At 65.8% G+C, this 25491-nt stretch carries 20 protein-coding genes; 15 read left to right on the top strand and 5 right to left on the bottom strand.

The features are described from left to right. Window positions 1-23: 23 nt before the first annotated feature. The 4 genes from SKP52_RS00245 (at window position 24) to smc (ending at window position 5711) form a co-directional block, all read left to right on the top strand. Window positions 24-596, top strand: a complete 573-nt coding sequence (locus tag SKP52_RS00245) for a DUF721 domain-containing protein (RefSeq protein WP_039579193.1) — start codon at window positions 24-26, stop codon at window positions 594-596. Window positions 597-613: 17 nt separating this feature from the next. Next, complete coding sequence (locus SKP52_RS00240) at window positions 614-1330, top strand: thioredoxin domain-containing protein (RefSeq protein WP_039570399.1); 717 nt, start codon at window positions 614-616, stop codon at window positions 1328-1330. Window positions 1331-1367: 37 nt separating this feature from the next. Continuing rightward, on the top strand, window positions 1368-2108 hold the full coding sequence (locus SKP52_RS00235; protein ID WP_039570397.1) for a thioredoxin domain-containing protein: 741 nt from the start codon (window positions 1368-1370) through the stop codon (window positions 2106-2108). Between the two features lie 159 nt (window positions 2109-2267). After that, a complete protein-coding gene (gene smc / locus SKP52_RS00230) occupies window positions 2268-5711 on the top strand; it encodes a chromosome segregation protein SMC (RefSeq protein WP_039570395.1) in 3444 nt (1147 codons plus the stop codon). On the opposite strand, the gene ubiA is transcribed toward smc, so the two are convergent. Further along, a complete protein-coding gene (gene ubiA, locus SKP52_RS00225; protein ID WP_039579191.1) occupies window positions 5712-6620 on the bottom strand; it encodes a 4-hydroxybenzoate octaprenyltransferase in 909 nt (302 codons plus the stop codon). A 337-nt stretch (window positions 6621-6957) separates the two neighbouring features. Between ubiA and SKP52_RS24980 the strand changes: the two genes are divergently transcribed. The 8 genes from SKP52_RS24980 to SKP52_RS00185 all read left to right on the top strand — a co-directional run bounded on the left by SKP52_RS24980 (window position 6958) and on the right by SKP52_RS00185 (window position 17642). Further along, the gene (locus SKP52_RS24980) at window positions 6958-7629 is read left to right on the top strand and encodes a TadE/TadG family type IV pilus assembly protein (RefSeq protein WP_160292331.1); all 672 of its coding nucleotides are present in this window, start codon (window positions 6958-6960) and stop codon (window positions 7627-7629) included. After that, window positions 7602-8297: a TadE/TadG family type IV pilus assembly protein gene (locus SKP52_RS24345; RefSeq protein ID WP_081997127.1), complete on the top strand. Its 696-nt coding sequence runs from the start codon at window positions 7602-7604 to the stop codon at window positions 8295-8297. Before SKP52_RS24980 ends, SKP52_RS24345 begins: the two co-directional genes overlap by 28 nt. A gap of 101 nt (window positions 8298-8398) precedes the next feature. Then, entirely contained in the window at window positions 8399-10165 is a 1767-nt protein-coding gene (locus tag SKP52_RS24340) for a pilus assembly protein TadG-related protein (protein ID WP_052207664.1), read from the top strand. 103 nt (window positions 10166-10268) lie between these two features. Next, a complete protein-coding gene (locus tag SKP52_RS00205) occupies window positions 10269-11015 on the top strand; it encodes a 16S rRNA (uracil(1498)-N(3))-methyltransferase (RefSeq protein ID WP_039570392.1) in 747 nt (248 codons plus the stop codon). 111 nt (window positions 11016-11126) lie between these two features. After that, on the top strand, window positions 11127-13127 hold the full coding sequence (locus tag SKP52_RS00200) for a proprotein convertase P-domain-containing protein (RefSeq protein WP_228383761.1): 2001 nt from the start codon (window positions 11127-11129) through the stop codon (window positions 13125-13127). A 144-nt stretch (window positions 13128-13271) separates the two neighbouring features. After that, on the top strand, window positions 13272-14645 hold the full coding sequence (locus tag SKP52_RS00195; protein WP_039570388.1) for a glutamate--cysteine ligase: 1374 nt from the start codon (window positions 13272-13274) through the stop codon (window positions 14643-14645). A gap of 318 nt (window positions 14646-14963) precedes the next feature. Next, window positions 14964-17225 carry a TonB-dependent receptor gene (locus tag SKP52_RS00190; RefSeq protein WP_052207663.1) on the top strand — a complete coding sequence of 754 codons (2262 nt, stop codon included), beginning with the start codon at window positions 14964-14966 and terminating at the stop codon, window positions 17223-17225. Window positions 17226-17327: 102 nt separating this feature from the next. Continuing rightward, complete coding sequence (locus tag SKP52_RS00185) at window positions 17328-17642, top strand: hypothetical protein (RefSeq protein ID WP_148308962.1); 315 nt, start codon at window positions 17328-17330, stop codon at window positions 17640-17642. 12 nt (window positions 17643-17654) lie between these two features. Here SKP52_RS00185 and SKP52_RS00180 read toward each other — a convergent pair whose 3' ends face one another. After that, on the bottom strand, window positions 17655-19052 hold the full coding sequence (locus SKP52_RS00180; RefSeq protein WP_081997125.1) for a methyltransferase family protein: 1398 nt from the start codon (window positions 19050-19052) through the stop codon (window positions 17655-17657). 342 nt (window positions 19053-19394) lie between these two features. Between SKP52_RS00180 and SKP52_RS00175 the strand changes: the two genes are divergently transcribed. Continuing rightward, entirely contained in the window at window positions 19395-20549 is a 1155-nt protein-coding gene (locus SKP52_RS00175; RefSeq protein WP_407695055.1) for a M23 family metallopeptidase, read from the top strand. A gap of 1 nt (window position 20550) precedes the next feature. Further along, window positions 20551-20928 carry a bactofilin family protein gene (locus tag SKP52_RS00170; RefSeq protein WP_039570382.1) on the top strand — a complete coding sequence of 126 codons (378 nt, stop codon included), beginning with the start codon at window positions 20551-20553 and terminating at the stop codon, window positions 20926-20928. Window positions 20929-20963: 35 nt separating this feature from the next. Here the strand turns inward: SKP52_RS00170 and SKP52_RS00165 are convergent, their stop codons facing one another. The 3 genes from SKP52_RS00165 to SKP52_RS00155 form a co-directional block, all read right to left on the bottom strand. Next, window positions 20964-22712 (bottom strand): GGDEF domain-containing protein, encoded by a 1749-nt coding sequence (locus tag SKP52_RS00165; RefSeq protein WP_039570380.1) that lies wholly within the window; start codon window positions 22710-22712, stop codon window positions 20964-20966. Between the two features lie 61 nt (window positions 22713-22773). Then, on the bottom strand, window positions 22774-22929 hold the full coding sequence (locus SKP52_RS26785) for a DUF1905 domain-containing protein (RefSeq protein WP_228383760.1): 156 nt from the start codon (window positions 22927-22929) through the stop codon (window positions 22774-22776). A 151-nt stretch (window positions 22930-23080) separates the two neighbouring features. After that, window positions 23081-24589 carry a YifB family Mg chelatase-like AAA ATPase gene (locus SKP52_RS00155; protein WP_039570376.1) on the bottom strand — a complete coding sequence of 503 codons (1509 nt, stop codon included), beginning with the start codon at window positions 24587-24589 and terminating at the stop codon, window positions 23081-23083. A 162-nt stretch (window positions 24590-24751) separates the two neighbouring features. Between SKP52_RS00155 and SKP52_RS00150 the strand changes: the two genes are divergently transcribed. Then, window positions 24752-25453, top strand: a complete 702-nt coding sequence (locus tag SKP52_RS00150; protein ID WP_081997124.1) for a TetR/AcrR family transcriptional regulator — start codon at window positions 24752-24754, stop codon at window positions 25451-25453. The last annotated feature ends 38 nt before the right edge of the window (window positions 25454-25491 follow it).

Genomic DNA, 25491 nt, shown 5'->3' with positions numbered 1-25491 from the left:
CCGCCTATGGCATGGCACCCGCCATGACGAAAGACGCGGGAGAGGATAAGCCGGCCAAAAAGGCGAAGGCGAAGAGCGGGGCCAAGAGCACCAAGCCGCCGGTGCGCCCCTATGAACGCCCACGCGGCGGCGAAGCGCGCATGGTGTCCGACCTCGTCCCCGAAATCGGCCGCGCCGCCTTTCGCAAATTCGGTTTTGTGCAAAGTTCGGTGGTCAGCCGCTGGCGCGAGATCGTCGGCGACCGCCTCGCCGACGTCACCCAGCCCGCGATGATCCGTTTTCCGGCGGGCCAGAAAGCGGGGGGCACGCTACACCTGACGATCAGCGGTGCGCACGCACCGATGTTGCAACATGTCGCGCCCGACATCATCGCCGCGGTCAACCGCTTCTTCGGTTATGCCGCCGTTGCGCAGGTCCGCATGACGCACGGCCAGGTCACCCCCGCGCCGCCCGTTCAGCCACCGGCAATGCTGAAACCCGTACCCGCCGAACTGGGGGACAGCCTGCGCGACATCGGCGACCCGGAACTGCGCACCGTGCTCGAACGCATGGCCGCGGGACTGGCGGCGGCGCCCAAACTGCCTCGCATAAGCTAAAGGAAAGACGGCCGACGATGTCCGCTTTTGACGAACCGCTTCTCGATCGCCGCGCGGCGATGCTGGCGCTTTCGGGCGCCGCGCTCGGTCTGATCGCCGCGACGCCAGCGAAACCCACGCTCTGGTCGCAGACCGTCACAACGACGCCTATCGGCGCCTTCCTCGTCGGCAATCCGGCCGCCAAGGTTCGAGTCGTCGAATATTTCAGCTACACCTGTCACGTCTGCGCCGATTTCGCGAAAGCGGGGACGCTGCCGCTGAAGACGCAATATGTCGACCGCGGGCTCATATTGTTCGAATATCGCAACCTCGTCCGCGACCCGGTCGACATGACCGCCGCGCTGCTCGCACGCTGCGGCGGCCCTGGGGCCTTCGCGGGCAATCATCAGGCGCTCTTCAACAATTTCCCCGCGATGATCGCCAAGATCCAGAAGGCGACCGAGTCGCAGAAAAAAAACTGGTTCGAGGGCACCACCGGCGAGCGCGCGCGCAAGATCGCCGCCGGCACGGGCCTCACCGCGCTGATGCGCGCGCGTGGCTATTCGCAGGCGCAGATCGACGCCGCGCTCGACAGCGAGGTCGCACAGGCGGAGCTCACCGGCATGACCAACATTGGCCTTAATGCCGACAATGTCGAAGGCACGCCAAGCTTCTTCGTCAACGGCCGCAACGCCGAAGTCACCGCCTGGCCCGCGCTCAAATCGAAACTCGACCTTGCGCTCAAGGCCTCGTAAAAGCCCCGCATTCCCGTTTTCGTGGAGAAAGAAAAACATGACCGCATCGCTTCGTATCGCCCTATTGTCCTCGCTTGGCGCGCTCGCGCTCGCCGGTTGTGGCGACGGCGCGACCGATCCCTCCAAGGAACAGTCCGTGGTCGCCAAGGTCGCACCCCCCGCCGGCAAGAGCTGGTCGCAGGTCGTGCGCGTCGACGGCGACGGCGTCGTGATGGGCAACCCCGACGCACCGATCAAACTCGAAGAATATGGCGCCTTTACCTGCGGTCATTGCGCGCAGTTCGCCAAGGATTCGCACGAAGAGCTGAAGCGCGATTTCGTCGACACCGGCCGCGTGTCGTACAAGCTGACGCCGTTCATGCTTCATCCGGTCGACGCGATTTCGGGCGCTATCGTCAAATGCACCGGCCCCGACCGCTTCTTCCCGCTCGCCGATGCAACCTTCCTCGAGCATGAAGCCTTCATCGCAGGCGCGTCGAAGCCGCAGCCGGGGATCGAGGACGCGATGAAGCTGCCCCCCGCACAGCGCTTCGTCGCGCTCGCCAAGGGTTGGGGCATCGATCAATTCTATCAGCAGCGCGGCGTCCCCGCCGCGACGATCCAGGCGTGCCTCAGCAAGGTCGAAAATGTCGAGGCGATTGAAAAGGGCACCAACAACGCGGTCGAGCAACATCAGATCAACAGCACACCGTCGTTCGTGATCAACGGCCAGGTTGCCGAAGGAATCAACGGCTGGGGTCCGCTCCGCGACCGCCTGCGCACGATGGGCGCGCGTTAAAGCCTCTTTGTAGAAACAGCCGTCGCCCCCGCCCCCGCGGGGGCGACGAAATTAGAAGTCTTGCGACTCCCCCCGCCGCGCGGCATGACGGCTGCATGGGGGATTTGTGACGACAAGGTTGCACCAGCTCCGATTCGATGAGCTGCACGGGGCGCCCCCGTGCAGATAAAACGGCTGCGCCTGACCGGTTTCAAATCCTTCGTCGAACCCACTGAACTCCGCATCGAACCCGGGCTGACCGGCGTCGTCGGCCCGAACGGCTGCGGCAAGTCGAACCTGCTCGAAGCGATCCGCTGGGTGATGGGCGAATCCAGCGCCAAATCGATGCGCGGCGGCGGGATGGAGGATGTCATCTTCGCCGGCACCTCGTCGCGCCCCGCGCGCGACTTTGCCGAGGTTGCGCTCCATTGCGACACCGAAGGCGCGCTCGTCGCCGGCCTGTCCGATGCCGCCGACGGCGACGATCTGGAGGTCATCCGCCGCATCGAGCGCGGCGCGGGCAGCGCCTATCGCGCCAACGGCCGCGACGTGCGTGCGAAGGACGTCGCGCTGATCTTTGCCGACGCCGCGACCGGCGCGCACAGCCCCGCGCTCGTCAGCCAGGGCAAGATCGCCAATGTCATCGCGGCCAAACCGACCGACCGCCGCGCGATGCTCGAAGAAGCCGCCGGCATCGCGGGGCTGCACGTCCGCCGCAAGGATGCCGAGCAGAAACTGCGCGCGACCGAAACCAACCTCACGCGCCTCTCCGAAATCGTCGCCGACATGGAGGTGCGCGCCAATGCGCTGCGCCGGCAGGCGCGCGCGGCGGAGAAATACAAGAAACTCAGCGACGATATCCGCATCGCCGAAGGGCGGCTGATCTACGCGCGCTGGCGCGATGCCGCCGCCGCCGCCGATCAGGCGCGCCGCGACGCCGACGCCGCCGAAGCCGCTGTGAAGACCGCGCAGGACGAGCTCGAAACCATATCGAAAGCGCAGACCGAGGTCGCGACGCGCGTCGCCGCCGCGCGCAGCGATGCACAGGCGCAGCGCGACGCGCTGGCCGAGGCGACCGCAACGCAGGTCCGGTTGCAGGGCGAGGAACGCGCGGCGCTCCAGCGGCTCGAAGATCTCGCAATGCAGCAACGGCGCATCGCCGACGATCGCGCGCACGAAGGCGAACTCGCGCGCGAAGCGCATGCCGCGCTCACCGCGCTCGACGCCGAAACCAGGACGCTGGCGCAAGACATCGCCGGCCACGACGCGGGCAAGACCGCGCTCGCCGACGCCAATCTCGCCGCGCAGGCGCGCCTCCGCGATGCCGAAGTCGCGCTGGCGCAGGCGCGTGCCAAGGCCGCGAGCGAAGCCGCCGACCGGCGCATCGCGGTATCGGCGCGCGACAGCGCCGAAGCCGCCGTACGCCGCGTTGCGGGCGACAAGGCCCGCGTCGATGCCGAAATCGCCGCACTCGGCGACAGCAACGCACTGACCGCGAAGCACGCCGAAAGCGTAAAGACCGCCGAAGCCGCCGAAACCGCCATCGGCACGGCCGAAACCGCGCTCCACGACGCCGAGGCCGATCGCGAAGGGGTCGCCGCCGAGCTCACCGGCATCGAAAAGGGCCTCGCCGAAGCCCGCGCCGCGCTGGCGGCGCTCGAAGGCGAGGCATCGACTCTCGAGCGCGCGCTTGCCGCCGGGCGCCGCGACGAAAGCCGTATTCTCGATCAACTCCGCGTTGCTCCGGGTTATGAAGCCGCGCTCGCCGCCGCGCTTGGCGACGATCTCGACGCGGGGACCGACAAGGGTGCGGCGCGCAGCTGGAGCGGCGCCGACGCGGCGAAGGGCGATCCTGCCTTGCCCGCCGACGCCCGCTCGCTCGCCGAATTCGTCAAGGCGCCTGCCGCACTCGCACGACGTCTCGCACAGGTCGCGGTGGCCGATTCCGACGTCGGGCAGCCGCTCGCGGTCGGCCAACGCCTCGTCACATTGGACGGCGTGATGCGCCGCTGGGACGGCTTCGTCACGCGCGGCGACGGCGCGACCGCGACCGAACGACTGCAACGCCGGAACCGCCTCGACGCGCTCGCGGCGCAGCGTCCCGGGGTCGAACTCGGGGTTCAGGAACTGCGCGACCGCCGCGACGCCGCCGCCGCCAGGGCAACCCAGCTGACCGACGCCGCCGCGACCGCCCGCAAAAGCGTCGCGCAGGCGGACGAGGCGCGCCGCACCGCGCTGCGCGCCGCCGATCAGGCACAGGCGGCGCTCGACCGCCACCGCGACGCCGCCGCGCTGTTCGACCGCCGCCTTGGCGAGATCGCCGAAGCCGCGAAAGAGGCCGCCGACGCGCTCGCGGTGCACGAGGCCGCGCTCGCCGCGCTCCCCGACGACAGCATCGCGCGCGCCGCGCTCGATGCCGAGGAGCAGGCCGCCGAACGGGCGCGCGCCGACGCGAACAGCGCACGCGACGCCCTCGCCGCGCACGAACGGACGCTCGCCGCGCTCAGCGAGCGGCAGGCGGTGGTCAGCGCCGAGATCAAGAGCTGGAAGGCGCGTGCCGGCGAGGCGGCGCGCCGTGTGACCGAGATGGACAAGCGCGCCGATGCGCTCGCGGCCGAAGCGGCCAAGCTCTCCGACGTTCCGGCGAAGCTCGCCGAACAACGCGCCGCCGCCGAGGCGCAACAGGCCGAGCTGCGCGAAAAGGTCGCCGCCGCCGAAGCGCAGGAACGCGCCGCCGAAGCCGCGCTGCGCGAGGCTGAAAGTGCGCTGAACGCGATCCGCGAACGCGTCGCCGCCGCGCGCGAAACCCGCGCCGGCGCGATCGCCCGCTCCGAAAATGCCGAGCTCCGCCGCATCGAGATGGGGCGGCTGTCGGGCGAACGCTTCGAATGCCCGCCGCCGCTGCTCCCGCAAAAGGCCGGGTTCGAAAGCGACACGGTAAGCGATGCCAACGCCGAATCGGCGCAGCACGACCGGCTGGTCGCCGACCGCGAGCGGCTGGGCCCGGTGAACCTCGTCGCCGCCGACGAACTTGCCGAACTCGACGCCGAGCGCGAAAAGAACGCCGCCGAGATCGAGGAATTGACGCAGGCCGTCCACCGCCTCCGCGGCTCGATCGGCAACCTCAACCGCGAGGGCCGCGTGCGGCTGCTCGCCGCGTTCGAGGCGGTGAACACCCATTTTCAGCGGCTGTTCACGACGCTGTTCAACGGCGGACAGGCGCATCTCGAGCTCGTCGATTCGGACGATCCGCTCGAGGCCGGGCTCGAAATCATGGCGCAGCCGCCAGGCAAACGCCTCGGCACACTCACCCTGCTGTCGGGCGGCGAACAGGCGCTGACCGCGGTGGCGCTGATCTTCGGCCTCTTCCTCACCAACCCCGCGCCGATCTGCGTCCTCGACGAAGTCGATGCGCCGCTCGACGACGCGAATATCGAACGTTTCTGCGACCTGCTCGACCGCATGGCGCGCGAGACCAACACGCGCTACCTGATCGTCACCCACAACGCGGTGACGATGGCGCGCATGCACCGATTGTTCGGGGTGACGATGATCGAGCGCGGCGTGTCGCGCCTCGTATCTGTCGATCTCGGGGGCGCCGAGGAAATGCTGGCCGCCGAATAGCTAGGGCGCGGTCCCGACCACGAGCATCGCCGCGAATATCAGCAGGCCGGCAAAGCGGTTGCTGCGAAACTTTGCGAGCGCATCCTCGCCGTTCGCCGGGTCGAGCGTCACCACCTGCCCGGTCAGGTGCAATGCCGCGGGCAACAGCGCGATCAGCACCAGCGGATCGGGCCGCACCGCCCACAGCGCGCCGCCCCAGCATCCGAGCGCTAAGGCGTAGCATAGCGCGACGCCGCCCTTCACATGGCGCCCCATCGCGCGCGCGCTCGACTTCACGCCGATCAGCATATCGTCCTCGATATCCTGCAACGCATAGATGGTGTCGTACCCGATCACCCATGCGATGCAGCCGGCGTAGAGCAACGGCAGCGCGGGCCCGGCCGGGCCGCCCACCGCGACCCACGCGACGAGCGCGCCCCAACTGAACACCAGCCCCAGCCACGCCTGCGGCCACCAGGTGATGCGCTTCATGAACGGATAGCCGGCGACGAGGATCAGGCTGCCGAGCGCGACGATCTGCGCCGGGCGCGGCAGCTGGAGCAATACGAGCAGACCGACGAGCGACAGCAGCAAAGTCCACAACAGCGCATTGCGCACCGACACCGCTCCGCTCGCGACCGGACGCGACGCCGTCCGCGCGACCTTTGCGTCAAGGTCGCGATCGACGATATCGTTATAGACGCAGCCCGCGCCGCGCATCGCGATCGCCCCGATCAGCAGCCACGGAAACAGCGGCCAATGGCTGACGGCGCCGCCGCCGAGCGCGAGCGCCCAGGCGCACGGCCAGTAAAGCAGCCACCAGCCGATCGGCCGGTCGAACCGCGCGAGCAGCGCATAGGGGCGCGCAGCAGATGGCAGCAACGCCACGAATCCGTGCAGCTGGCTATCGGGAGGATGGGTGGCCGTCATCTGGCGCGGGCGATAGCAGGCGCGGCGCGCGCGATAAATGGCTGTTTGGATTTTCAAGGGGGCGGATCGCCCGATGCCGCGGCCGCTCGAACAGGCGAAGCGACAGGGCGAAAGACGCGCCATTTACTCCTCCCTCGGCCCGAACATTCACCGATCCGCCAGATTTCTCGCAGCGAGACGGCCGCATAGTCACGCCCGAAATCAATGGCCTGACCCCAGAGCTGTCCCATTTGGGCACGAAATCATCTCCGCGATGGGCGGCTGCAGGGCGCCGAAATCCGGACATTTACCAATTTTGAACCCTGTTCGTGGAAAACAGCCACAAAGGGGGACCCACATGGCAATTTTGCGCAACAGGATTCGCGCCCGGAGGGCCGTTGGTCCGTTCGGTAAGAATCTGTGGAAGAACCGTGCGGGCACGGCGGCCATGGAGTTCGCCATCGTGGGACCGGCCTTCATCGCGCTCCTGCTGGCGATCATGTATACGATGTTGATCTATCTCGCACAGCAGATGCTGGAGACGACGGCCGAGGGCGCTGGACGCCTGATGCTGACCGGATTCGCGCAAACGACGCGGGCGCCCAACGGGACCGTCGGCCTGTCGGCGAGCGATTTCAAGACTGCCATCTGCAACGGCCTTTCGGGCACCAATCCCGCCGGCGAAACCGTCAGCACGCCCGCGCTGCTGCCGCCCTTGCTGACATGCTCGCGGCTCACGGTGAATGTGAGTGTCGCAACCAGCTACAACGTGACCAACACCGGTGCGCCGACGTTCACCTATGACAGCAACGGCATTTTGGTCTCAACCGGCACGGGCTATAATTACCAGTCGGGCGGCAGCGGCAAGAACCGCATCATCGTCCTGCAGCTGATCTACCTGTGGCCGACCGGAAAGGGGCCGCTGGGCCTGAACCTGATCGACGAACCCAACGCCAATCGCAAGCTGGTGGCCACCTCGGTGTTCACGACGGAGGACTATTCATGTCCCACATCGCAGCCCGCATGCTGAGGCGCCTCACCCGGAACACGCGCGGCGCGGTGATCGTGGAATTCGCGTTCGCCCTGCCGGTGCTCGTGCTCATGTACACGGGCGGCGTCTATTTGTCTGATCGGGTCAGCGCCAGCCGCAAGGTGACCGTCGCGACGCGTTCGCTGGTCGACCTCGTCAGCCGGACCATGTCCCCGACGATCATTTACAATGACCCAAGCAGCGCCAATGCGAAATCGCACATGAGCGCCAGTGCGGTGGTCCTGTCGCCCTATAAGCTCGACGAAGCGGTCGAGCAGATTTCGCTGCTCCGGGTCTGCGATGCCACCCATGCCTACGTTGTCTGGACCCAGGCCCAGACGCAAAATGTCAATGGTAGTGTCGTGACGCCGACCGTCTCGAGCCATACGGCTGGCACGCTCCCCACGAACGCCGCGCAGTCAAGCACTAACATCGTTCCGATTCCCGCCAACATGGTCAGCCCTACGATGATCCCGGTTTCGCCCGACGCCTCGAACGTGTGCGAAAACCTTGCTCCGGGCACCAGCACAAAGACCCAGGTCGGCACCTCGGGCGGTTGGCTGTTCATGGGCACGATCACCTACGATTACGCGCCCTTCCTCAGCTATCTCCCGATGACAAGCACAACGATGACCGAGACGATCTATATGGTTCCTCGGCTCTACTAGGTGGATATATTATGACCAAAATATTTCCTCAGCGCAGCTCTGCCGCCCCACGGGGTCCGTTCCTTTCTCGGCTGAAAGCCGATCAGAAGGGCGGGGTGTACATGATCATGGGGTTTGCGATCATCCCGCTGACCTTCATACTCGGCTTCGGGGTCGACTATGCGCGCGCCATGAGCCTCCAGACAAAGCTCAACGCCGCGGCCGATGCTGCCGCGCTGGCGGCTGTCGCGCCCTCGATGATCCTTCAATCGAACGGCGTATCAAGAACTGCCGCGACCAGCATGTTCAATGCGCAAGCTTCGCTGGAGACGGGCTACGAGGATCTGGTTGTAACCCCCGTCGTTACCGAAGGAGGCTCCGGCTCGGGGGGCAGCGGCGCCGTGGGTTATCTGCGCAAGGCGACCGTGAGCTATTCCGCCAAGTCGATCAACATGTTCGGCGGGGTTCTGGGGGTCGACACGCTGACCGTGAGCGGCAGGGCCACCGCCAGCGCGGCGCAGCCGCCCAACGTCGATTTCTACCTCGCAATGGACAATTCGCCTTCGATGCTGCTTCCGGCGACTTCGGACGGCATCACCAAGATTGTTAACGCGAGCAAATCGACCTCGAAGCCGAACGGCTGCGCCTTTGCCTGTCATGCGATGATGCCCAAAAGCGACGGCATCTACATCAGGGACCAAAGCGCCCGCGACGTGCTGCTCTCGACCGGATATTATACCGCGGGTTCCGGCAAACAGAATGTCTGGTACCGCTACAAAACCTCTTCGCCCGTCGAGCTCTTCGATAGCACGGGGACCACCATGCACTCGTCATCGACGGCTACCGGGACAACGACATCGAACGGAAAGAACGGCGATAAGCGCGTCGATAAGCGCACTGACACCGTGACGGCTATCAAATATACGATCACCGACAGCACGACCGGTCCGGTTACGATCAACAAGGTCGTGACCTCTACGCCGACAACCTACACGACCACGTACAAGGCCAATGGAACGGTAGACAAAACGACGAGTGCCCAAGGAACCGTGGTGACTGACACCACCGTGCATGACACCGGATATTGGGCCGATGGCTATTGGCTGACTCACAACTACGGACTGATCTATAACAGCCCCTCGAAAATTGTCCTGCGCAAGGACGACGTCGTTTCGGCGGCAACGCAGTTGATCCCGTTCGCGACCAACCAGGCGACCCAATATCAGGTCACCTACCGCGCGCAGATGTTTTCGTTCGACTGGACACGACCGGGCGGCACTTCGCCCGTCAGACAGCTTAACACCCTGACGAACGTCGCCTCATACGGCAGCGGCTTTTCGGCAGCCTCCATATTCCCGGCCGATGATTACTGGTGGAAGAATTCGGAGCCGACCAAAGGCAATGGCAATGATGACAAGGCTACCGACGTGGCCGGCATGCTCACGCAGATGAACAGCATCATTCCCAACGCGGGCACGGGTGCGCCTGGCGCGGTGCCCCAGAAGATACTGTTCCTCATCACCGACGGCATGCTCGACCAGCCGAACGGGAGTGGCCGCTATTTCGGGCCGATGCGGAGCGGCGCCAACCAGGAAAACGCCAAATGTACGGCCATCAAGGCGAAGGGTATTAAGATCGCGATCCTCTATACGCAATATCTGCCGGAATCGCTTGTCGGCGACAGTTGGTCGCAGACGAACGTCGCCCCGTTCCTGCCCGCTCTCCCCGGCCGGACCACCGACCAAGTCCTGGACGCGCTGAAGAGCTGCGCATCGGTCGGCACGAACGGCGTGCCGCTGGTCCAGACCGTGACGTCCAATGGCAATATCACCACGGCCCTTCAGCAGCTATTCTCCACAGCGCTCCAGACCGCCCGATTGGTTCAATAATATTGCAGAGCCTGTTCACTGTCTCTTCGGTCACGGTCGTGATCGAAGGTGCACCGAACAGGCAATGCGTGCACAAGATAGCGCCGTCTGCTATCGGCGCGGCATGCCCGCAACGCCCGCCTGGCCGCCCGCCAGCACGCCCCGCCTGTTCGTCGACCTGCCACTGGGGCCCGATGCCGCCCCGATAATCGACGGCGCCGCCGCGCATTATCTGCTCAACGTGATGCGGATGAAGGCAGGCGATCCGATCCTGCTGTTCGACAATATCAGCGGCGAATGGCTGGCGGTCGTCGCCGACGCGGCGAAGCGGTCGCTGACCTTGCGCATCGAACGCCAGACCAAGATGATCGAACCGGTCCCCGACCTCTGGCTGTGCTTCGCGCCGGTCAAGAAGGCCCGGCTCGACTGGATCATCGAAAAGGCCACCGAACTCGGCGTCGCCCGCCTGCAGCCGGTCATCACCGAACGCACGATCGTCGAGCGCGTCAAGCACGAGCGGCTCGAGGCGCAGATCGTCGAAGCGTGCGAGCAATGCGGACGCACCGCGCTGCCGACCCTCGCCGAGCCCGTCAAACTGCCCCAACTCCTGAAGAACTGGCCGGCGGACCGCGCGCTGCTGTTCGCCGACGAGGCGGGCGGCCTTCCGCTCGCCAGGGTCGAAGCGCTCGCGCCCGCCGCGATCCTGACCGGGCCCGAAGGCGGCTTCACCGACCGCGAGCGCGACATGCTGATCGCCCACGCCGCCGTCCGCCGCATCACGCTCGGCCCGCGCATCCTGCGCGCCGAAACCGCCGCCATCGCCGCGATCGGCGTGTGGATGGCGCAGCATGGCGACTGGTCCGATCTTTAAGATCTTCCCCATGCCTACGGCACACAGAGGAGGGGAGCCAACCTCTATTCTGTCCCGCCCTTGAACAGAATTGCCGCCAAGTCACCGATTTTAACCGGATATTAGCTATGCATGCGCCATAGCAGCCCGATGCAACGGCAGGACCAGAGCCGATATTGCTGGCGTGGGGGCCAGTGTGCGCAGTTTGTACGAGCCGTTTTGACGCTCGTCTGGCTGGCGTTGATGCTTGCCAGCAATCCCGCCGCCGCACAGACGACCACCAGCTACAGCAACACCACCACCGGCACGATCAGCGAAACCGCGACGACGTGCGCCAGCCCGCTGGTGCGGAGCTTTACCGTCGCGGCGAATGCGCAGGTCACCGATGTGAACATCGGCGTCCAGTTCGCGCACAGCTATCGCGGCGACATCCGCGCGACTTTGGTTTCGCCGGAGGGCACCGTGGTCGATCTGATCACCAATGTCGGCACCTCGGCCAACAATCTGAATGTCCTGTTCGACGACAGCGCGGCGGCCAGCATCACGACGCACAGCGCGAACGACAACACCGCCGCCGCCCCGCCCTATCAGCGCAATTTTCGTCCCGAGGGCTCGCTTGCCAGCTTCAACGGACAGGGGTCGGCGGGGACATGGCAGCTGACCATCTGCGACTCGCTGAACGGCGACAGCGGAACCTTCACGCGCACCGACCTGACGCTCACGACGGTGCCGATCGCGCCGTCGGCCGACCTGTCACTGACCAAGTCGGTCAGCAACGCATCGCCCGCGTCGGGCGCCAGCATCAACTATATATTGAGCGTGACCAACGCGAGCGGCTCGGCGCTGACCGCGACCGGGGTGACGGTACAAGACACGCTGCCCGCCGGCTTCGCCTTCACCGGCGCGTCGGGGTTCGGCAGCTACAACAGCGCGACCGGCGTCTGGACCGTTGGCAGCATCCCGGCGGGAACGACGCGAACGTTGACGATCAGCGGCACCGTCACCGCGACGGCGGGCGCGAGCGTGACCAATATGGCCGAGGTCAGCGCGTCGTCGGCCTTCGACTTCGATTCGACCCCCGGCAACGGCGCGGCAGGGGAGGACGACTACGACAGCGCGACCTTCACCGTGTCGGGCACGCGGACTGCGGGAACGCCGCCGACGCTCGTCTGCCCCGTCGGTACCACGCTCCACGACTGGGACAGCGTCAGCTGGGCGGCCGGGACGACCAGCGGCAGCTATGCGCTGACTGCGATCGGCACGATGAATTTCAATATCGGCATCAGCGGTGGCGCCTTTCTGAACAATGCCACCTATGGCGGCCAGTCGCCGACGCGCCAGAATGTCGTCACCGGCGGGCTCGCCCCGGCGCAATATTCGATCTTCCAGATTGCCGATTTCATCAGCCAGGCGGGCGCGATCACCTCGACGATCACGCTGCCGACCGCGGTTCCCGGCGTTCAATTTCGCGTCTTCGACATCGACTATGCCGCGGGGCAATTCGCGGACCGCCTGACCGTGACGGGCAGCTTCAACGGCGCGCCGGTGACCCCGACCCTGACCAACGGGATCAGCAATTATGTCATCGGCAACAGCGCCTATGGCGACGCGACCTCGGCGGACGGCAGCGCCAATGGCAATGTCGTCGTGACCTTCTCCGCGCCCGTTGACACGATCGTCATCACCTATGGCAGCCACAGCCTCGCCCCCGCCGACCCCGGACAACAGGGCGCCGCGATCCACGACGTCACCTTCTGCCGTCCGACCGCGAACCTCACCATCGCCAAGACCAGCAGCGTCGTCGGCGACCCCACCAATGGTACGACCGATCCCAAGGCGATACCGGGCGCGACGATGCGCTACTGCATCCTCGTCACCAACAATGGCAGCGGCACCGCAACGGGTATCAATATCGGCGACGCGCTACCCGCGACCACGACCTTCATCTCCGGCTCGCTGCGCAGCGGCACGACCTGCGCCGGCGCGACGACGGTCGAGGACGACAATGCCAGCGGCGTCGACGAGAATGATCCGTTCGGCGCGTCGATCACCGGGACGACCGTCTCGGCAACGACATCGACCATGCTGCCCGCGAGCACGATGGCTGTTGCTTTCGATGTGACCCTTAACTGATGGAACGGCCTCGCCGCCTCGCGCGCCTCGACGCGCGGCTTATCATCGCCGGGTCGAGCTTCACGATCAATCTCCGCACGCTGGTAAAATAGTGCGGTTTCAACAGTCGATTGCATTCTGTACCGAACCGTATAATGGCGCGATATGAGCACGCGCACCGCCTCGGACAGCAACGATCCCATCGTCGAAAGCCGCGACCAGCTCGCGGCCCCCATGATCAAGGGCGAAAAGCCCAAGGATCGCTGGCGCATCGGCACCGAGCACGAAAAATTCGTCTATCGCACTGCTGACCACCGCGCGCCCTCCTATGACGAGCCCGACGGCATCCACGACCTGCTCATGGCGCTCACCCGCTTCGGCTGGGAACCGGTGATCGAGGGCGGAAAGGTCATCGCGCTGTCGGGCAGCGACGGCGCGGTCAGCCTCGAGCCTGCTGGGCAACTCGAATTGTCGGGCGCGCCGCTCGAAAACCTCCACCAGACGTGCGCCGAAACCGGCCGCCATCTGAAACAGGTGAAGGAAGTCGGCGCCGAACTCGGCCTCGGTTTCCTCGGGCTGGGCATGTGGCCCGACAAGACGCGCGCCGAGCTGCCGATCATGCCAAAGGGCCGCTACAAGATCATGCTAGACCATATGCCGCGCGTCGGCACCATGGGGCTCGACATGATGCTGCGTACCTGCACGATCCAGACCAACCTCGACTATGCGAGCGAGGCCGACATGGTGCAGAAATTCCGCGTGTCGCTGGCGCTTCAGCCGCTTGCGACCGCGCTCTTCGCGGCGTCGCCCTTCACCGAGGGCAAGCCCAACGGCTTTATGTCGTACCGCAGCCATATCTGGACCGACACCGATCCCGCGCGCACCGGCATGCTGCCCTTCGTGTTCGAGGATGGCTTCGGCTATGAACGCTATGTCGATTACATGCTCGACGTGCCGATGTATTTCGTCTTTCGCGACGGCAAATATATCGACGCCGCGGGGCAGAGCTTCCGCGATTTCCTGAAGGGCGAGCTGCCCGCGCTCCCCGGCGAAAAACCGCGCCTTTCCGACTGGAACGACCATCTCTCGACCGCCTTCCCCGAAGTGCGGCTCAAGAGCTTCCTCGAAATGCGCGGCGCCGACGGCGGCCCGTGGAACCGCATCTGCGCGCTCCCGGCCTTGTGGGTCGGGCTGCTCTACGACCAGGGGGCGCTCGACGCCGCCTGGGATCTCGTCAAGAACTGGAGCATCGAGGAGCAACAGGCGCTCCGCGACGCAGTGCCCAGCGAAGGGCTCGACGCCCCCGCCCCCGGCGGCGGCACCGTCGGCCAGCTCGCGCACCGCGTCCTCGACATTGCCGCCGCGGGCCTCGCCGCACGCCGCGAGGTCAATTCGATGGGCGACAACGAGGTCGGCTTCCTCGAACCGCTCCGCCGGATCGCCAAGAGCGGCAAATCCCCCGCGCACGACCTGCTCGACCGCTACGAAGGCCCGTGGGGCGGCGACCTGTCAAAGATTTACGACGAACTAAGCTTCTAAAAACCTTGCCGTTAGAGCGTGTTAAAAGCTTGCAGACGTCTCGCCTCCCTTCGTCATCCCGGACGTGATCCGGGATCCATAGCGCCAATAGCTAGGAAGATGGTGCTCGCCGTCGTGGACCCCGGATCACGTCCGGGGTGACGATGGGTTGTGATGTGGGCAGCTCCAGGCGCCCAAAAAGTGCAGCAATTGCGCAACACTGCTGACATGAAAGTCAGCCGCGACGGCTTCGGCAATTGACCACGCCCGCGCCCAGCGGCAACGGGAAACTGGTTTTTCCACTCTCCCATCGTCAACTCTGTTTCAGGAAGCTTGCCCATGCGCCACTTTCCTTCCGCTACCGCTATAGCCTTTGCCCTCGCCGCCGCGGGCTGGGCGGCCCCCGCCGCCGCACAGGAGGCGCCCGCCGCCGCCGAGGACTCGGGCCTCGGCGACATTGTCGTCACCGCGCAGCGCCGCGAGGAAAGCCTGCAGGACGTGCCCGTTGCCGTTTCGGTGCTGTCGGGCGATACGCTGGGTGCGATCACCTCGACCGGTTCCGACGTGCGCGTGCTCGCGGGCCGCGTTCCCAGTCTGAACATCGAAAGCTCGTTCGGCCGCACCTTCCCGCGCTTTTATATCCGCGGGCTCGGCAACACCGATTTCGACCTCAACGCGTCGCAGCCGGTCAGCGTCGTCTATGACGACGTCGTCCTCGAAAACCCGATCCTGAAAGGTTTCCCGATCTTCGACCTCGACCGCGTCGAAGTATTGCGCGGGCCGCAGGGCACTTTGTTCGGCCGCAACACTCCCGCGGGCATCGTCAAGTTCGACACCGTCAAGCCCGGCAAGACCGGCGGCTACGCCCGCGCCAGCTATGGCCGCTATGGCACCACCCAGGTCGAAGTCGCGGCGGGCGCCGCCGACGACAATGGCTTCTCGGTCCGCCTGTCGACGCTGTTCCAGCACCGCGACAATTGGGTCGACAATATCGCAACGACCAAAAAGAACGACCTTGGCGGCTATGACGACATCGCCGCGCGGCTTCAGCTGCAATATGAAAATGGCCCGTTCACCGGCCGCGTGACCGGGCAGGTCCGCATCTATGACGGCTCGGCGATCATCTTCCGCGCCAACACGCAGCTTCCGGGCAGCAATCATCTCGTCGGCCTCGGCGGCGCGGGCACCGAATTCGAGCGCGACAAGGTCTATCAGGACGGGCTCAATTTCCAGAAGCTCAACACCTATAATGCCGGACTGAACCTCGAATATGATTTCGGTCCCGTGACCGCTTATTCGATCACCTCCTATTGGAACGGCAATTTCCGCAGCCGCGGCGACATCGACGGCGGCTTCGGCAACCAGTTCGCGCCCGTCAGCGGGCCCGGCTTCATACAGTTCTCGGCGCAGAGCCAGGACAATGTTCCGAGCCTCGACCAGTTCACGCAGGAAATCCGCATCGCTTCGAACAACAGCGGCGGACTCGGCTATCAGTTCGGCGCCTTCTACTTCGACGAAAAGCTCGACATTTCGAGCTTCGAATTCGGCACCCCGACCGACGCCATCCCGTCGGCGATCGCGATCCAGCGTCAGGACAGCGAAGCCTACGGCCTCTTCGGTTCGGTCAATTATGAATTCGACAATGGCTTCAAGCTGCAGGCCGGCGCGCGCTACAACCACGACACGCGCGATTTCGTCGCGTCGCGCCCGGTTGAGACGCGCCCCGATTTCGTCGTTAACCCGAACACCCCGGTCCCGCCGCAGGCTGCCAAGGTCAAGGGCAAGCTGCTGACGTGGGACGCCAGCGCGACCTATGAGGCTTCGGACGCAGTGACGCTTTATGCCCGCGTCGCACGCGGCTATCGCGCACCGTCGGTTCAGGGCCGCCTGACCTTCTCGCGCACTATCTCGACCGCCGATCAGGAAGAGACGATGTCCTATGAAGCGGGGATCAAGACCAACTTCCTCGACAACCGCGTCCGCTTCAACCTGACCGGCTATTTCTTCGACACCAAGGATCTTCAGCTCACCGCCGTGGGCGGAACGTCGAATGCCGCGAGTCTGCTCAACGTCGACGCCAAGGGTCATGGTATCGAGGCCGAACTGCAGGCGGCACCGGCAAAGGGCCTGACCTTCTCGATCGGCGGCGCGTGGAACGTGGCAGAGATCGACGATGCCAACGCCTTTGTCGCGGGCTGCGGCGCATTGCCGCGGTGCACGGTGGTCGATCCGGTTCGCCCCGGCAGCACCAACATCTTCTCGATCGACGGCAACCAGCTGCCGCAATCGCCGAAATGGACGCTCAACTGGACCGCGGGTTATGAAATCCCCGTCGGCGACGGCGCCATCTATGCCTTCACCGACTGGTATTACCGCTCGAAGGTGCAGTTCTTCCTCTATCGCTCGGTCGAATTTTCGGACGACAAGCTGATCGAGGGCGGCGTGCGCGTCGGCTATCGCACCGATCGCTTCGACATCGCAGCCTTCGGCCGCAACATCACCAACGACGCCTCGCCAACCGGCGGCATCGATTTCAACAATCTGACCAGCTACGTCAACGAACCCCGCATCTGGGGCGTCGAAGCGGGCTTCAAATTCTGACCAAGCTCCGATCCGCGCGGGGCTATGCTCCGCGCGGATCAGGCTTCGTTCCCAATGATTTCCATGTTATCATCGACATGCAACTCAACGATGCGGGAGTCGATGATGATCCGTTTGACCGCCATCCTGGCCGCGCTTGCCCTGTTTCCCACCGCGGCGGCGGCGCAGGGCATCGATATCAATTCGGCCGCCACTATCGGCGCCAACGCCATGGGCGAACAGGTCCGGGCCTTTCCCGCAGGCCGCGACAACAGCCCCAAGGCCGTTCTCGCGCGGCTCAATCGGCTTTGCGCCAGCGATCGGCCTTCGGACAAGCAAAGCTGCGAACAGGCATGGCGCGCGATCAATCAGGCGCACGCCAAACTACAGGCACGTCGCGCCGCCGAGGCCGCTGCCGACCAAGGCGTTACAAACTAGCGCGAGCGAAAGCTAAGCCACCGGTCCGACCCGTTCGTCGGGCTCAAGCCGGATGAGCGGGCGCGAACGGCCGGTTATCCGGGCGAACAGGCGCGGCACCACTGCGTGCGCCTGAGCCCAGTTCCAATAGGCGACATAGGCAGGGTCAGCGAGGAGATGCTTCTCCTCGGTCTTTGCCCGCCAGTAATAGACGCAGCTGACCAGTCCGAGCAGCACGACATTGCGCGCCCCTTCGACCCAGCCGCCCGCGGTAACGAGGAAGGGAAGCGATCCGATCCACCACGTCATATTCTTTGAAATATAGGCGGGGTGGCGCGTGAACGCATAGGGCCCGTGCGTGATGATGCCGCGATGGGTCAGGTTCGAAAAGCGGATGCCGAACGCCATCGTCGCCCAGCTGTAGACTGCGGTGAGCAGCCCCAGCACGATGCCCCAGACGATCAGCAGGCCTGGATGCCCCTGAAGCCAATAACCCCAGTCGGAGCCATTGACCTGATAATCGAGCGGGCCGCCGTTCATCAGGATGAAGGGGGGGTAACAGACCAGCGCCGCGACCCACGCCATGCCATAGGGGTTGGCGGTGCGGATATGCGCGTCGAGCGGCTTCAGCGTCAGGATATAGCCGACCGTCGCGATATGGACGTCGATCAGATAGAGGAAATTGATCGCCCACAGGCCCGTCATATAGGGGTTGGCGAGCACTTCGTTCATCGGCACCGTCACCAGCGCCGAAAAATTCCCGGGCACGATCGACAGCATGAAGGCGGTGAAAAAGCCCTTCACCGCCCAGGCGCGCAAATGATGCCCGATCGCTCGCGCATCGACGGGTTGACCCGGCGCGATCAGCCAGCGCCCGAATTGCCAGCAGCCGTCGCGGGGTTCGATCATGCGGCGGTCGAGCCACAGCATGTAAGGCACGGAGACGAGCAGCAGCCACGGCGCGACCGTCTCGAGCAGGTTCATCGAGAAGGCGTAATTGCCCTCCCAATAATAGCGCATCGTCGCATAAATCAGCGCGATCAGCCCCCACGTCGCCCACATTCCGGCAAGCTTGGTCAGGCTGATATCGAGCGTTTCGCGCCACGGACGCCGCTGCGCCCAGTCGATCCCGGTCGACGGATTGCGGTGCACCTTGTCGACAAAGACCGACCACAGCACCATCGGCAGACCGCAGGCGAGCACGCTGGCGATCGCCGAATTGGGGCCGTTCATTACGCCCCGCTTCGCCCAGTCCAGCCCCAGGAACGCCGCGATGTCGGGCGCGAAGCGCGCGATCAGCAAATAGCTTACCAAACCGGCAAGCCCGACGATGCCAACCCCGGCGCTGACCGCCGAACGCGGGCGAATGCCGACCGGCGCGGCAGGGGTGCTTACCGATTCGAGCGTGTCGGATGGAGCGGATTTGGCCATAATATTCACCCGCTTAGCGTTACCGCAAAAGGGTAAGCAACCCGTCAATCACATTCACCGATTCGCTGGCGTTTTCCTGCCAAAATGGCAGTATTTCTAGGGTTTGACACCGTTCACCGCATGTTGGTTTCGATTCACCCCGAGTCGCGCTCCAAAGATTCGCGCCACGGTAACCGGCCTGATACAGCGCGCATCAATCGGGGCGGAGGGCTCCAATAAAACACAAGATGGGGTCGCCACTTGTTATCGAAATCAACGGGTCTGCGCAATCTGCGCCAGCGATTTTCTGCGCTGTTTCAAGACCATGAAATCTTTGTCCGCACGCACGGACATGTTCGTTTCGTGCGTGTCAGTGCTGTCTGGCAAAAGCGCGTCGCGCTGATCGCCGGCATCGTGCTGCTCGCATGGGCCGGCGCCACGCTGGCGGTGCTCGTCAACCAGCTGCTCACCTCGGGTGAGCGCGCTGCAGTCGCACAGCAGCAAGCCGCCGCCGCCGCGTCCGAAGCGCGGATCGCCAAATATCGCGACAATGTCGCCGAAACCGCCGCCGACCTCGAAGACCGTCAGGAACAGCTCGAAGAATGGTCGAAGGTTCACTTCGGCGTCGAGCCCGCCGCCGTGACGCCCGAAGCCCATAGCGACGGCGCGGCGCCGGTCGCCGAACAGGCACCGCTCAAGACCTCCCGGCTTGAAACTGGCCGGCTTGAAACTGGCCGGCTTGAAACTGGCGCGCTGATCGACCCGAATCTGCCGCCCGAAGCGCAAATCCTCGCCCACCTCGAAGCGCGTCAGGAAAATTTCGCCAATCGCCTGCTCACCGCAGTCAACGAACGTGCGGCTAAGGCCGAAGGCGCCGTGGCCAAGCTCGGTATGAACCCCGCCGCGCTCGTTCGCAACGCAGCGACCGGCCGTGGTGGTCCGTTCATCCCCTATCGCGGCGGCAAGGGCCGCGCGAGTTCGCTCGGCAAGTCGTTCGCGGCGCTCGAAAGCGCGCTGTTTCGCATGGAAGTGCTCGAACGCACGCTCGTCGCGATCCCGTCGGGCCAGCCCGCCAATGTGCTGATGCTGTCGTCGAGCTACGGCTATCGCAGCGACCCGTTCACCGGCGCCGGCGCGATGCACTCGGGGCTCGACTTCCCCGGTCCGATGGGCAGCCCGATCCTCGCCGCCGCGCCCGGGCGCGTCGTCTTTGTCGGGCAGAAATCGGGTTACGGCAATGTCGTCGAGGTCGATCACGGCCAGGGCATATTGACCCGCTACGCCCACTTGTCGGGCTTTACGTCCAAGGTTGGCGCGCAGGTCGCTGCCGGCGAGCAGATCGCCAAAATGGGCTCGACCGGCCGTTCGACCGGCAGCCATCTGCATTTCGAAGTCCGTTTGAACGGCGTCGCGGTCAATCCGCGCCGCTTCCTGGAGGCCAAAGCCGATGTTCTCGAAGTCAAAGACGACGCAAGGCAGCGAGTCGGTTCCGTCGCTGCCGTCCGCGGTGCCCGCTAAGATGGCGACCGGCGCGCGTCACACGACCTTTTCGATCCTGGGATCGGACGTCGTTGTCACCGGCAATGTTGCCGCCAGCGTCGACCTGCACGTCGACGGCAAGATCGACGGCGACCTGAAATGCGCCAATCTTGTCCAGGGCGAGGCGAGCGAGATCAAGGGCGCGGTCGTCGCCGAGACGGCGAAGATCGCAGGCCTGCTCGACGGGTCGATCGAGGCCAAGACGCTGATCGTCCACGCCACCGCGCGGATCACCGGCGATGTCGTTTACGAGACCATCACGATCGAAAATGGCGGCAAGGTCGAAGGCAAGCTGAGCCATCGCCGCCACGGTGCGGCGGCAAAAGCGCCGCCGCCGCTCGAAGTCGTCTCGAACTAAAGCCAGTTCTGTCCAGGGCCGCGTCCGGGCGGCCCTCAATTCGATATCGCGACCTCGCGGGACGTTCGGCCCGGCATGTCATAATGCCGCTGGACGACCACCTTGTTGCGTCCACCGCGCTTCGCATCATAGAGCGCCTCGTCGGCAAGCCGGTAGAGCTGCTGGAAGTCGCACGCCGGGCGAACCTCGGCGACCCCGACGCTAGCGGTGACCAGCCTGTCGCCGATCGCGTCGCTATGGTCGCAGCCGGCGATCCCGCGCCGGATGCTTTCGGCGAAGCGGCCGAGGATGATCCCTTCCATCCCGATCGTCAGCAACCCGAACTCCTCGCCGCCGAGCCGTGCGACGGTGCACATCGGCCCCTCCCACCGCTCGATCCGGCGCGCGATGCCGCACAGCACCATGTCGCCGACATCATGGCCGTAAATATCGTTGATCGACTTGAAGCGGTCGATGTCGACGAGCAGCAGGGCGGCCGGCAGGCTATCGGCGCGCGCGCGTTCGAGGAGCGGCGTCACGCTTTCGACGAAGCCGCGCCGGTTGGGTAAGCCGGTGAGCGGGTCGCGCCGCGCGAGCGCCTGCGCCTGCGCCTCGGCGCTCAGCGCATGATCGCGCTCGATCCTGAGGTGCGCCAGCCGACGCGTCGCCGCCGCGGCCAGCCATAGCGCCTGCCACGTCGCCGCGACGAATACCAGAAGCTGGGATCCGCCGCCCCAGAAGCCGTTTTCGACATCGACGACATGAATAAACGCCAACATCGCCATCGGCAGCCCCCACGCCGCCAGGAAATCGCGCGCTTCGACAGAACCGCGTCGCCAGGCCCAACCGAGGCAGACGGTGACGACCAGCAGGTCGACGATAACGACCAGGCCGAGAATGTCGGCGAGCATGCTGAGGCTGCCGCCGCGGATCAGCGCGAGCGGTATGCCCGCCAGCCCGACCGCGAGGCCAAGGACAAGCGCCGTGGCCCTGAGCCGCGCCGGCACCGTGCCGCGATCGATCGCGGTCACCGCGCTGACCGTGGCAAGCGCGATGGCCAGGCAAGCCAAAAAGGTGCAGATCTGCGCCGAAACCGTCCCCGCCATGCCGGGCAGCAAAGCGAGGTGGACTTGCGACCAGAGCCCGCCCCACAGCAGCATCGTGCCCGACCAGGCGGCTTGCCACGCCAGATATTGGCGGCGCACCGCAAAGGCGAGCGACAGGCTGTAGATACAGCTGATCAGCAGCAGCGTCAGCGCCGCACCGACCGCCGCCGCCATGCCCGAGGATTGCATCCCCGCCTCGCCGGTCGAAAGGATGCGCGCGCGGACGAACTGGTGGCCCGAAAGGCCGTCAAAGCGCATCGTGACCGCGGTCAGCGCCACGTCGCGATCGGGGGCCTCGAACAGGATTTGACCGCCGGCCCGCCAATGCGGCCCATAATCGCCCGCGCGCACCTGCTGCCAGCGCGTCGCGCCGTCGGCATAGGAAAAAGCGACCGCGAGCCGGTCGAAGCGCGAATGATGGACCATCAGCGCGACGTCGCCGCGCTGGGCGCCCGGCCCGTCGAGCGGGGCGCGCAGCCAGAGGCTGCCCTGTTGATAGCCGGTGGGCGTCCCGCTGCATGCAAAGCGGAGCGTCGGTCCGCGCGCGTCGGGCAGGTCCGCGCCGCTGGTGGCGTGACACAGGTCGCGATCGATATCGAGCGTCGCGGCCGCCGCCGGAACCGCCCACAGGACGAGCGCCAGAAGCGCAAGGCCAAGCCGGCTGCACAGCTGCCCCAGAATGTCTCCTGTCCCGCTCATATCCCGCCTATCGCATCAAACTCTTAGAAAATGTATACGCAGGGCGAAAGACCGTCCGGTTTCACCGCCCGGCGCGCCCGATCCGCATGCCGACGTCGATCCGATCGCCGACACCGACCCCCTCGGCACGCTGCACCGCGACCTTGATCGGCAGCAGGTAGGTGCCGCCGCGCGGGAAAAGCGAGGTCTTGAATTCGGTCCGCCCCACCGTCGCCACAACGGGTACGACGCCCAGCCATAGCTTGCCGAAAGCGCCGCATAGCGGATCTCGGCGACCAGTTCGTCGGGAATCGCGGCGAACAGAAAGGGCGCGGGGCCGCGCCACTCGATGATCGTCGCGTCGAACCGGATGACCTGCTCCGCCGCCATCAGTTCCTCGGCGCCTGCCGGCGATAGCTGAGGGCCTCGGCGATATGGATGCGCCCGACGTCCGCCGCGCCGGCAAGGTCGGCGATCGTCCGGGCGACCCGCAATATCCGCGTATATCCCCGCGCCGACAGCCGCATCGCCTCCGCCGCCTGCGCGAGCAGCTTGCGCCCGGCTTCGTTGGGCGTCGCAACCGCTTCGAGCAGGTCGCCGTCGATTTCGGCGTTGGTCCGCGCCTTGTGCGCCGCATAGCGCGCGGTCTGCACCCCACGCGCCGCCGCGACGCGCGCCGCGACATCGGCGCTGCCCTCGGCGGGCGGCGGCAGGACGAGGTCGGCGGCGCTCACCGCCTGCACCTCGACATGCAGGTCGATGCGGTCGAGCAGCGGCCCCGAGAGCTTCGCCTGATAGTCGGCGGCGCAGCGCGGCGCGCGGCTGCACGCGAGCGCGGGGTCGCCCAGGTGGCCGCAGCGGCACGGGTTCATCGCCGCGACGAGCTGCACCCGCGCCGGAAAGGTGACATGCGCATTGGCGCGCGCAACGCTGACCTCGCCCGTTTCGAGCGGCTGGCGCAGCGAATCGAGCACGCCGCGCTGGAATTCGGGAAGCTCGTCGAGGAAGAGCACGCCGAGGTGCGCCAGGCTGACCTCGCCCGGCCGCACCCGCAGCCCGCCGCCGACGAGCGCGGGCATCGATGCCGAATGATGGGGGCTGCGAAACGGTCGGGCGCGGACAAGGCGACCGCCCTCGAGCGTTCCCGCGACCGACGCGATCATCGACACTTCGAGCGCTTCGGCGGGGGTCAGGTCGGGCAGGATGCCCGGCATGCACGCCGCCATCAGCGACTTGCCCGCCCCCGGCGGCCCCGACATCATCAGGTTGTGCGCGCCCGCCGCGGCGATTTCGAGCGCGCGCTTCGCCGTTTCCTGCCCCTTGACCTGCCGCAGGTCGGCCACGCGAACGGGATCGTCGACCGCGCCCGGCACCGGCGGCGCGAGCAGCGCATGGCCCTTGAAATGGTTGAGCAGCGAAAGGAGGTCGGGGGCGCCGATCACCTCGACATTGCCCGCCCACGCCGCTTCGGGCCCTTGCGCGGCGGGGCAGATCAGCCCGCGCTCGGTGCTGCCCGCGTGGATTGCCGCAAGCAGCACGCCGGGCGAGGCGGCGACGCGACCATCGAGCCCGAGTTCGCCGACGACGACGTAAGAAGCGAGCGTTTCGGCATCGATCACCCCCATCGCGCCGAGCAGCGCGAGCGCGATCGGCAGGTCGTAGTGCGAGCCTTCCTTGGGCAGGTCGGCTGGCGACAGGTTGACGGTGATGACCTTGGGCGGGAGCGACAGGCCGATCGCGGCGATCGCCGCGCGGACGCGCTCGCGGCTTTCGCCCACCGCCTTGTCGGGCAGGCCGACGACGACGAAGCGCGGCACGCCGGGCGTGATCTGGCACTGTACCTCGACCCCGCGCGCGTCGATGCCGAGATAGGCCGTGGTTGAAACGATCGCGACCATATTCCCCCCGGAACAGCACCGATGTGCCCCCTTTGTTCCGACACCTCTTTAGGCGAAGTGGCGGGAAGGTCGAGTCTTTTTCGGAAGTTAGCGAAAGTGTCACGCAGCGCACCTCCGATTGCGGATTTGACAACATACCAACCAGTCGGTATGTGAGTTCTTATGACGACGAATCAGACGCCCCCAACCTCCCCCGCGACTCCCGCAGCCGCCGCCCGCACCGTCCCCCTGGTGGGCGGCGGCACCCCGGGCCAGCGCGCGCCGCGTGGCAGCGCGCGCGCCAAGCTGATCGCCGCGGCGCATGCCACGGTGCGCAAGCAGGGTTATTCGGCGACGACGGTCGACCAGATTTGCGCGGCGGCGGGGGTGACCAAGGGCGCCTTCTTCCATCATTTCGCGTCGAAGGAAGAGCTGGCGATCGCGGCGGCCGAAGGCTGGACCGAGCGCGCGCGGCCGATGTTCGAACTCGCGCCGCATGTGCGCCTCGAAGACCCGCTCGACCGGCTGCTCGGCCATATCGATTTCCGCCTGTCGATGCTCGACGGGCCCACCGAGGATTACACCTGCTTCGTCGGCACGATGGTGCAGGAAGCCTATTCGACGAACGACCGCATCCGTGAGGCGTGCGAGGCGAGCATCAACGCCTATTGCCAGGCGCTCGCACCCGACATCCAGGCCGCGATGGACATGTACGGCGTGCCCGAAGATGTCACCGCGATCGGCCTGGCCCAGCATGTCCAGTCGGTGCTGCAGGGCGCCTTCGTCCTGGCGAAAACGACGAACGATCCGGCGATTGCGCGCGGCACCGTCACCCATTTGAAGCGTTATGTCCGGATGCTGTTCGGCAGCGGGGGTGCGCCATGACGCGGCGCGTAATTGCCACGGCGCCCCGCGCACGCTGA

It is taken from the genome of Sphingopyxis fribergensis, from assembly GCF_000803645.1.
Taxonomy (GTDB): domain Bacteria; phylum Pseudomonadota; class Alphaproteobacteria; order Sphingomonadales; family Sphingomonadaceae; genus Sphingopyxis; species Sphingopyxis fribergensis.
Note: the sequence above shows the minus strand (reverse complement) of the source record. Positions and strands in the feature narration are given on the sequence as shown.

What these genes read in the sequence shown, in the direction of transcription:
- SKP52_RS00150 (WP_081997124.1), top strand. Translation starts at nt 24,752, where the DNA reads ATGACGACGAATCAGACGCCCCCAACCTCCCCCGCGACTCCCGCAGCC.
- SKP52_RS24345 (WP_081997127.1), top strand. Translation starts at nt 7,602, where the DNA reads ATGTCCCACATCGCAGCCCGCATGCTGAGGCGCCTCACCCGGAACACG.
- SKP52_RS00240 (WP_039570399.1), top strand. Translation starts at nt 614, where the DNA reads ATGTCCGCTTTTGACGAACCGCTTCTCGATCGCCGCGCGGCGATGCTG.
- SKP52_RS00200 (WP_228383761.1), top strand. Translation starts at nt 11,127, where the DNA reads ATGCGCCATAGCAGCCCGATGCAACGGCAGGACCAGAGCCGATATTGC.
- SKP52_RS00205 (WP_039570392.1), top strand. Translation starts at nt 10,269, where the DNA reads ATGCCCGCAACGCCCGCCTGGCCGCCCGCCAGCACGCCCCGCCTGTTC.
- SKP52_RS00170 (WP_039570382.1), top strand. Translation starts at nt 20,551, where the DNA reads ATGGCGACCGGCGCGCGTCACACGACCTTTTCGATCCTGGGATCGGAC.
- SKP52_RS00235 (WP_039570397.1), top strand. Translation starts at nt 1,368, where the DNA reads ATGACCGCATCGCTTCGTATCGCCCTATTGTCCTCGCTTGGCGCGCTC.
- SKP52_RS00245 (WP_039579193.1), top strand. Translation starts at nt 24, where the DNA reads ATGACGAAAGACGCGGGAGAGGATAAGCCGGCCAAAAAGGCGAAGGCG.
- SKP52_RS00165 (WP_039570380.1), bottom strand. Translation starts at nt 22,712, where the DNA reads ATGAGCGGGACAGGAGACATTCTGGGGCAGCTGTGCAGCCGGCTTGGC.
- SKP52_RS00195 (WP_039570388.1), top strand. Translation starts at nt 13,272, where the DNA reads ATGAGCACGCGCACCGCCTCGGACAGCAACGATCCCATCGTCGAAAGC.
- SKP52_RS00185 (WP_148308962.1), top strand. Translation starts at nt 17,328, where the DNA reads ATGATGATCCGTTTGACCGCCATCCTGGCCGCGCTTGCCCTGTTTCCC.
- SKP52_RS24980 (WP_160292331.1), top strand. Translation starts at nt 6,958, where the DNA reads ATGGCAATTTTGCGCAACAGGATTCGCGCCCGGAGGGCCGTTGGTCCG.
- SKP52_RS00180 (WP_081997125.1), bottom strand. Translation starts at nt 19,052, where the DNA reads ATGGCCAAATCCGCTCCATCCGACACGCTCGAATCGGTAAGCACCCCT.
- ubiA (WP_039579191.1), bottom strand. Translation starts at nt 6,620, where the DNA reads ATGACGGCCACCCATCCTCCCGATAGCCAGCTGCACGGATTCGTGGCG.
- SKP52_RS24340 (WP_052207664.1), top strand. Translation starts at nt 8,399, where the DNA reads ATGATCATGGGGTTTGCGATCATCCCGCTGACCTTCATACTCGGCTTC.
- SKP52_RS00190 (WP_052207663.1), top strand. Translation starts at nt 14,964, where the DNA reads ATGCGCCACTTTCCTTCCGCTACCGCTATAGCCTTTGCCCTCGCCGCC.
- SKP52_RS00155 (WP_039570376.1), bottom strand. Translation starts at nt 24,589, where the DNA reads ATGGTCGCGATCGTTTCAACCACGGCCTATCTCGGCATCGACGCGCGC.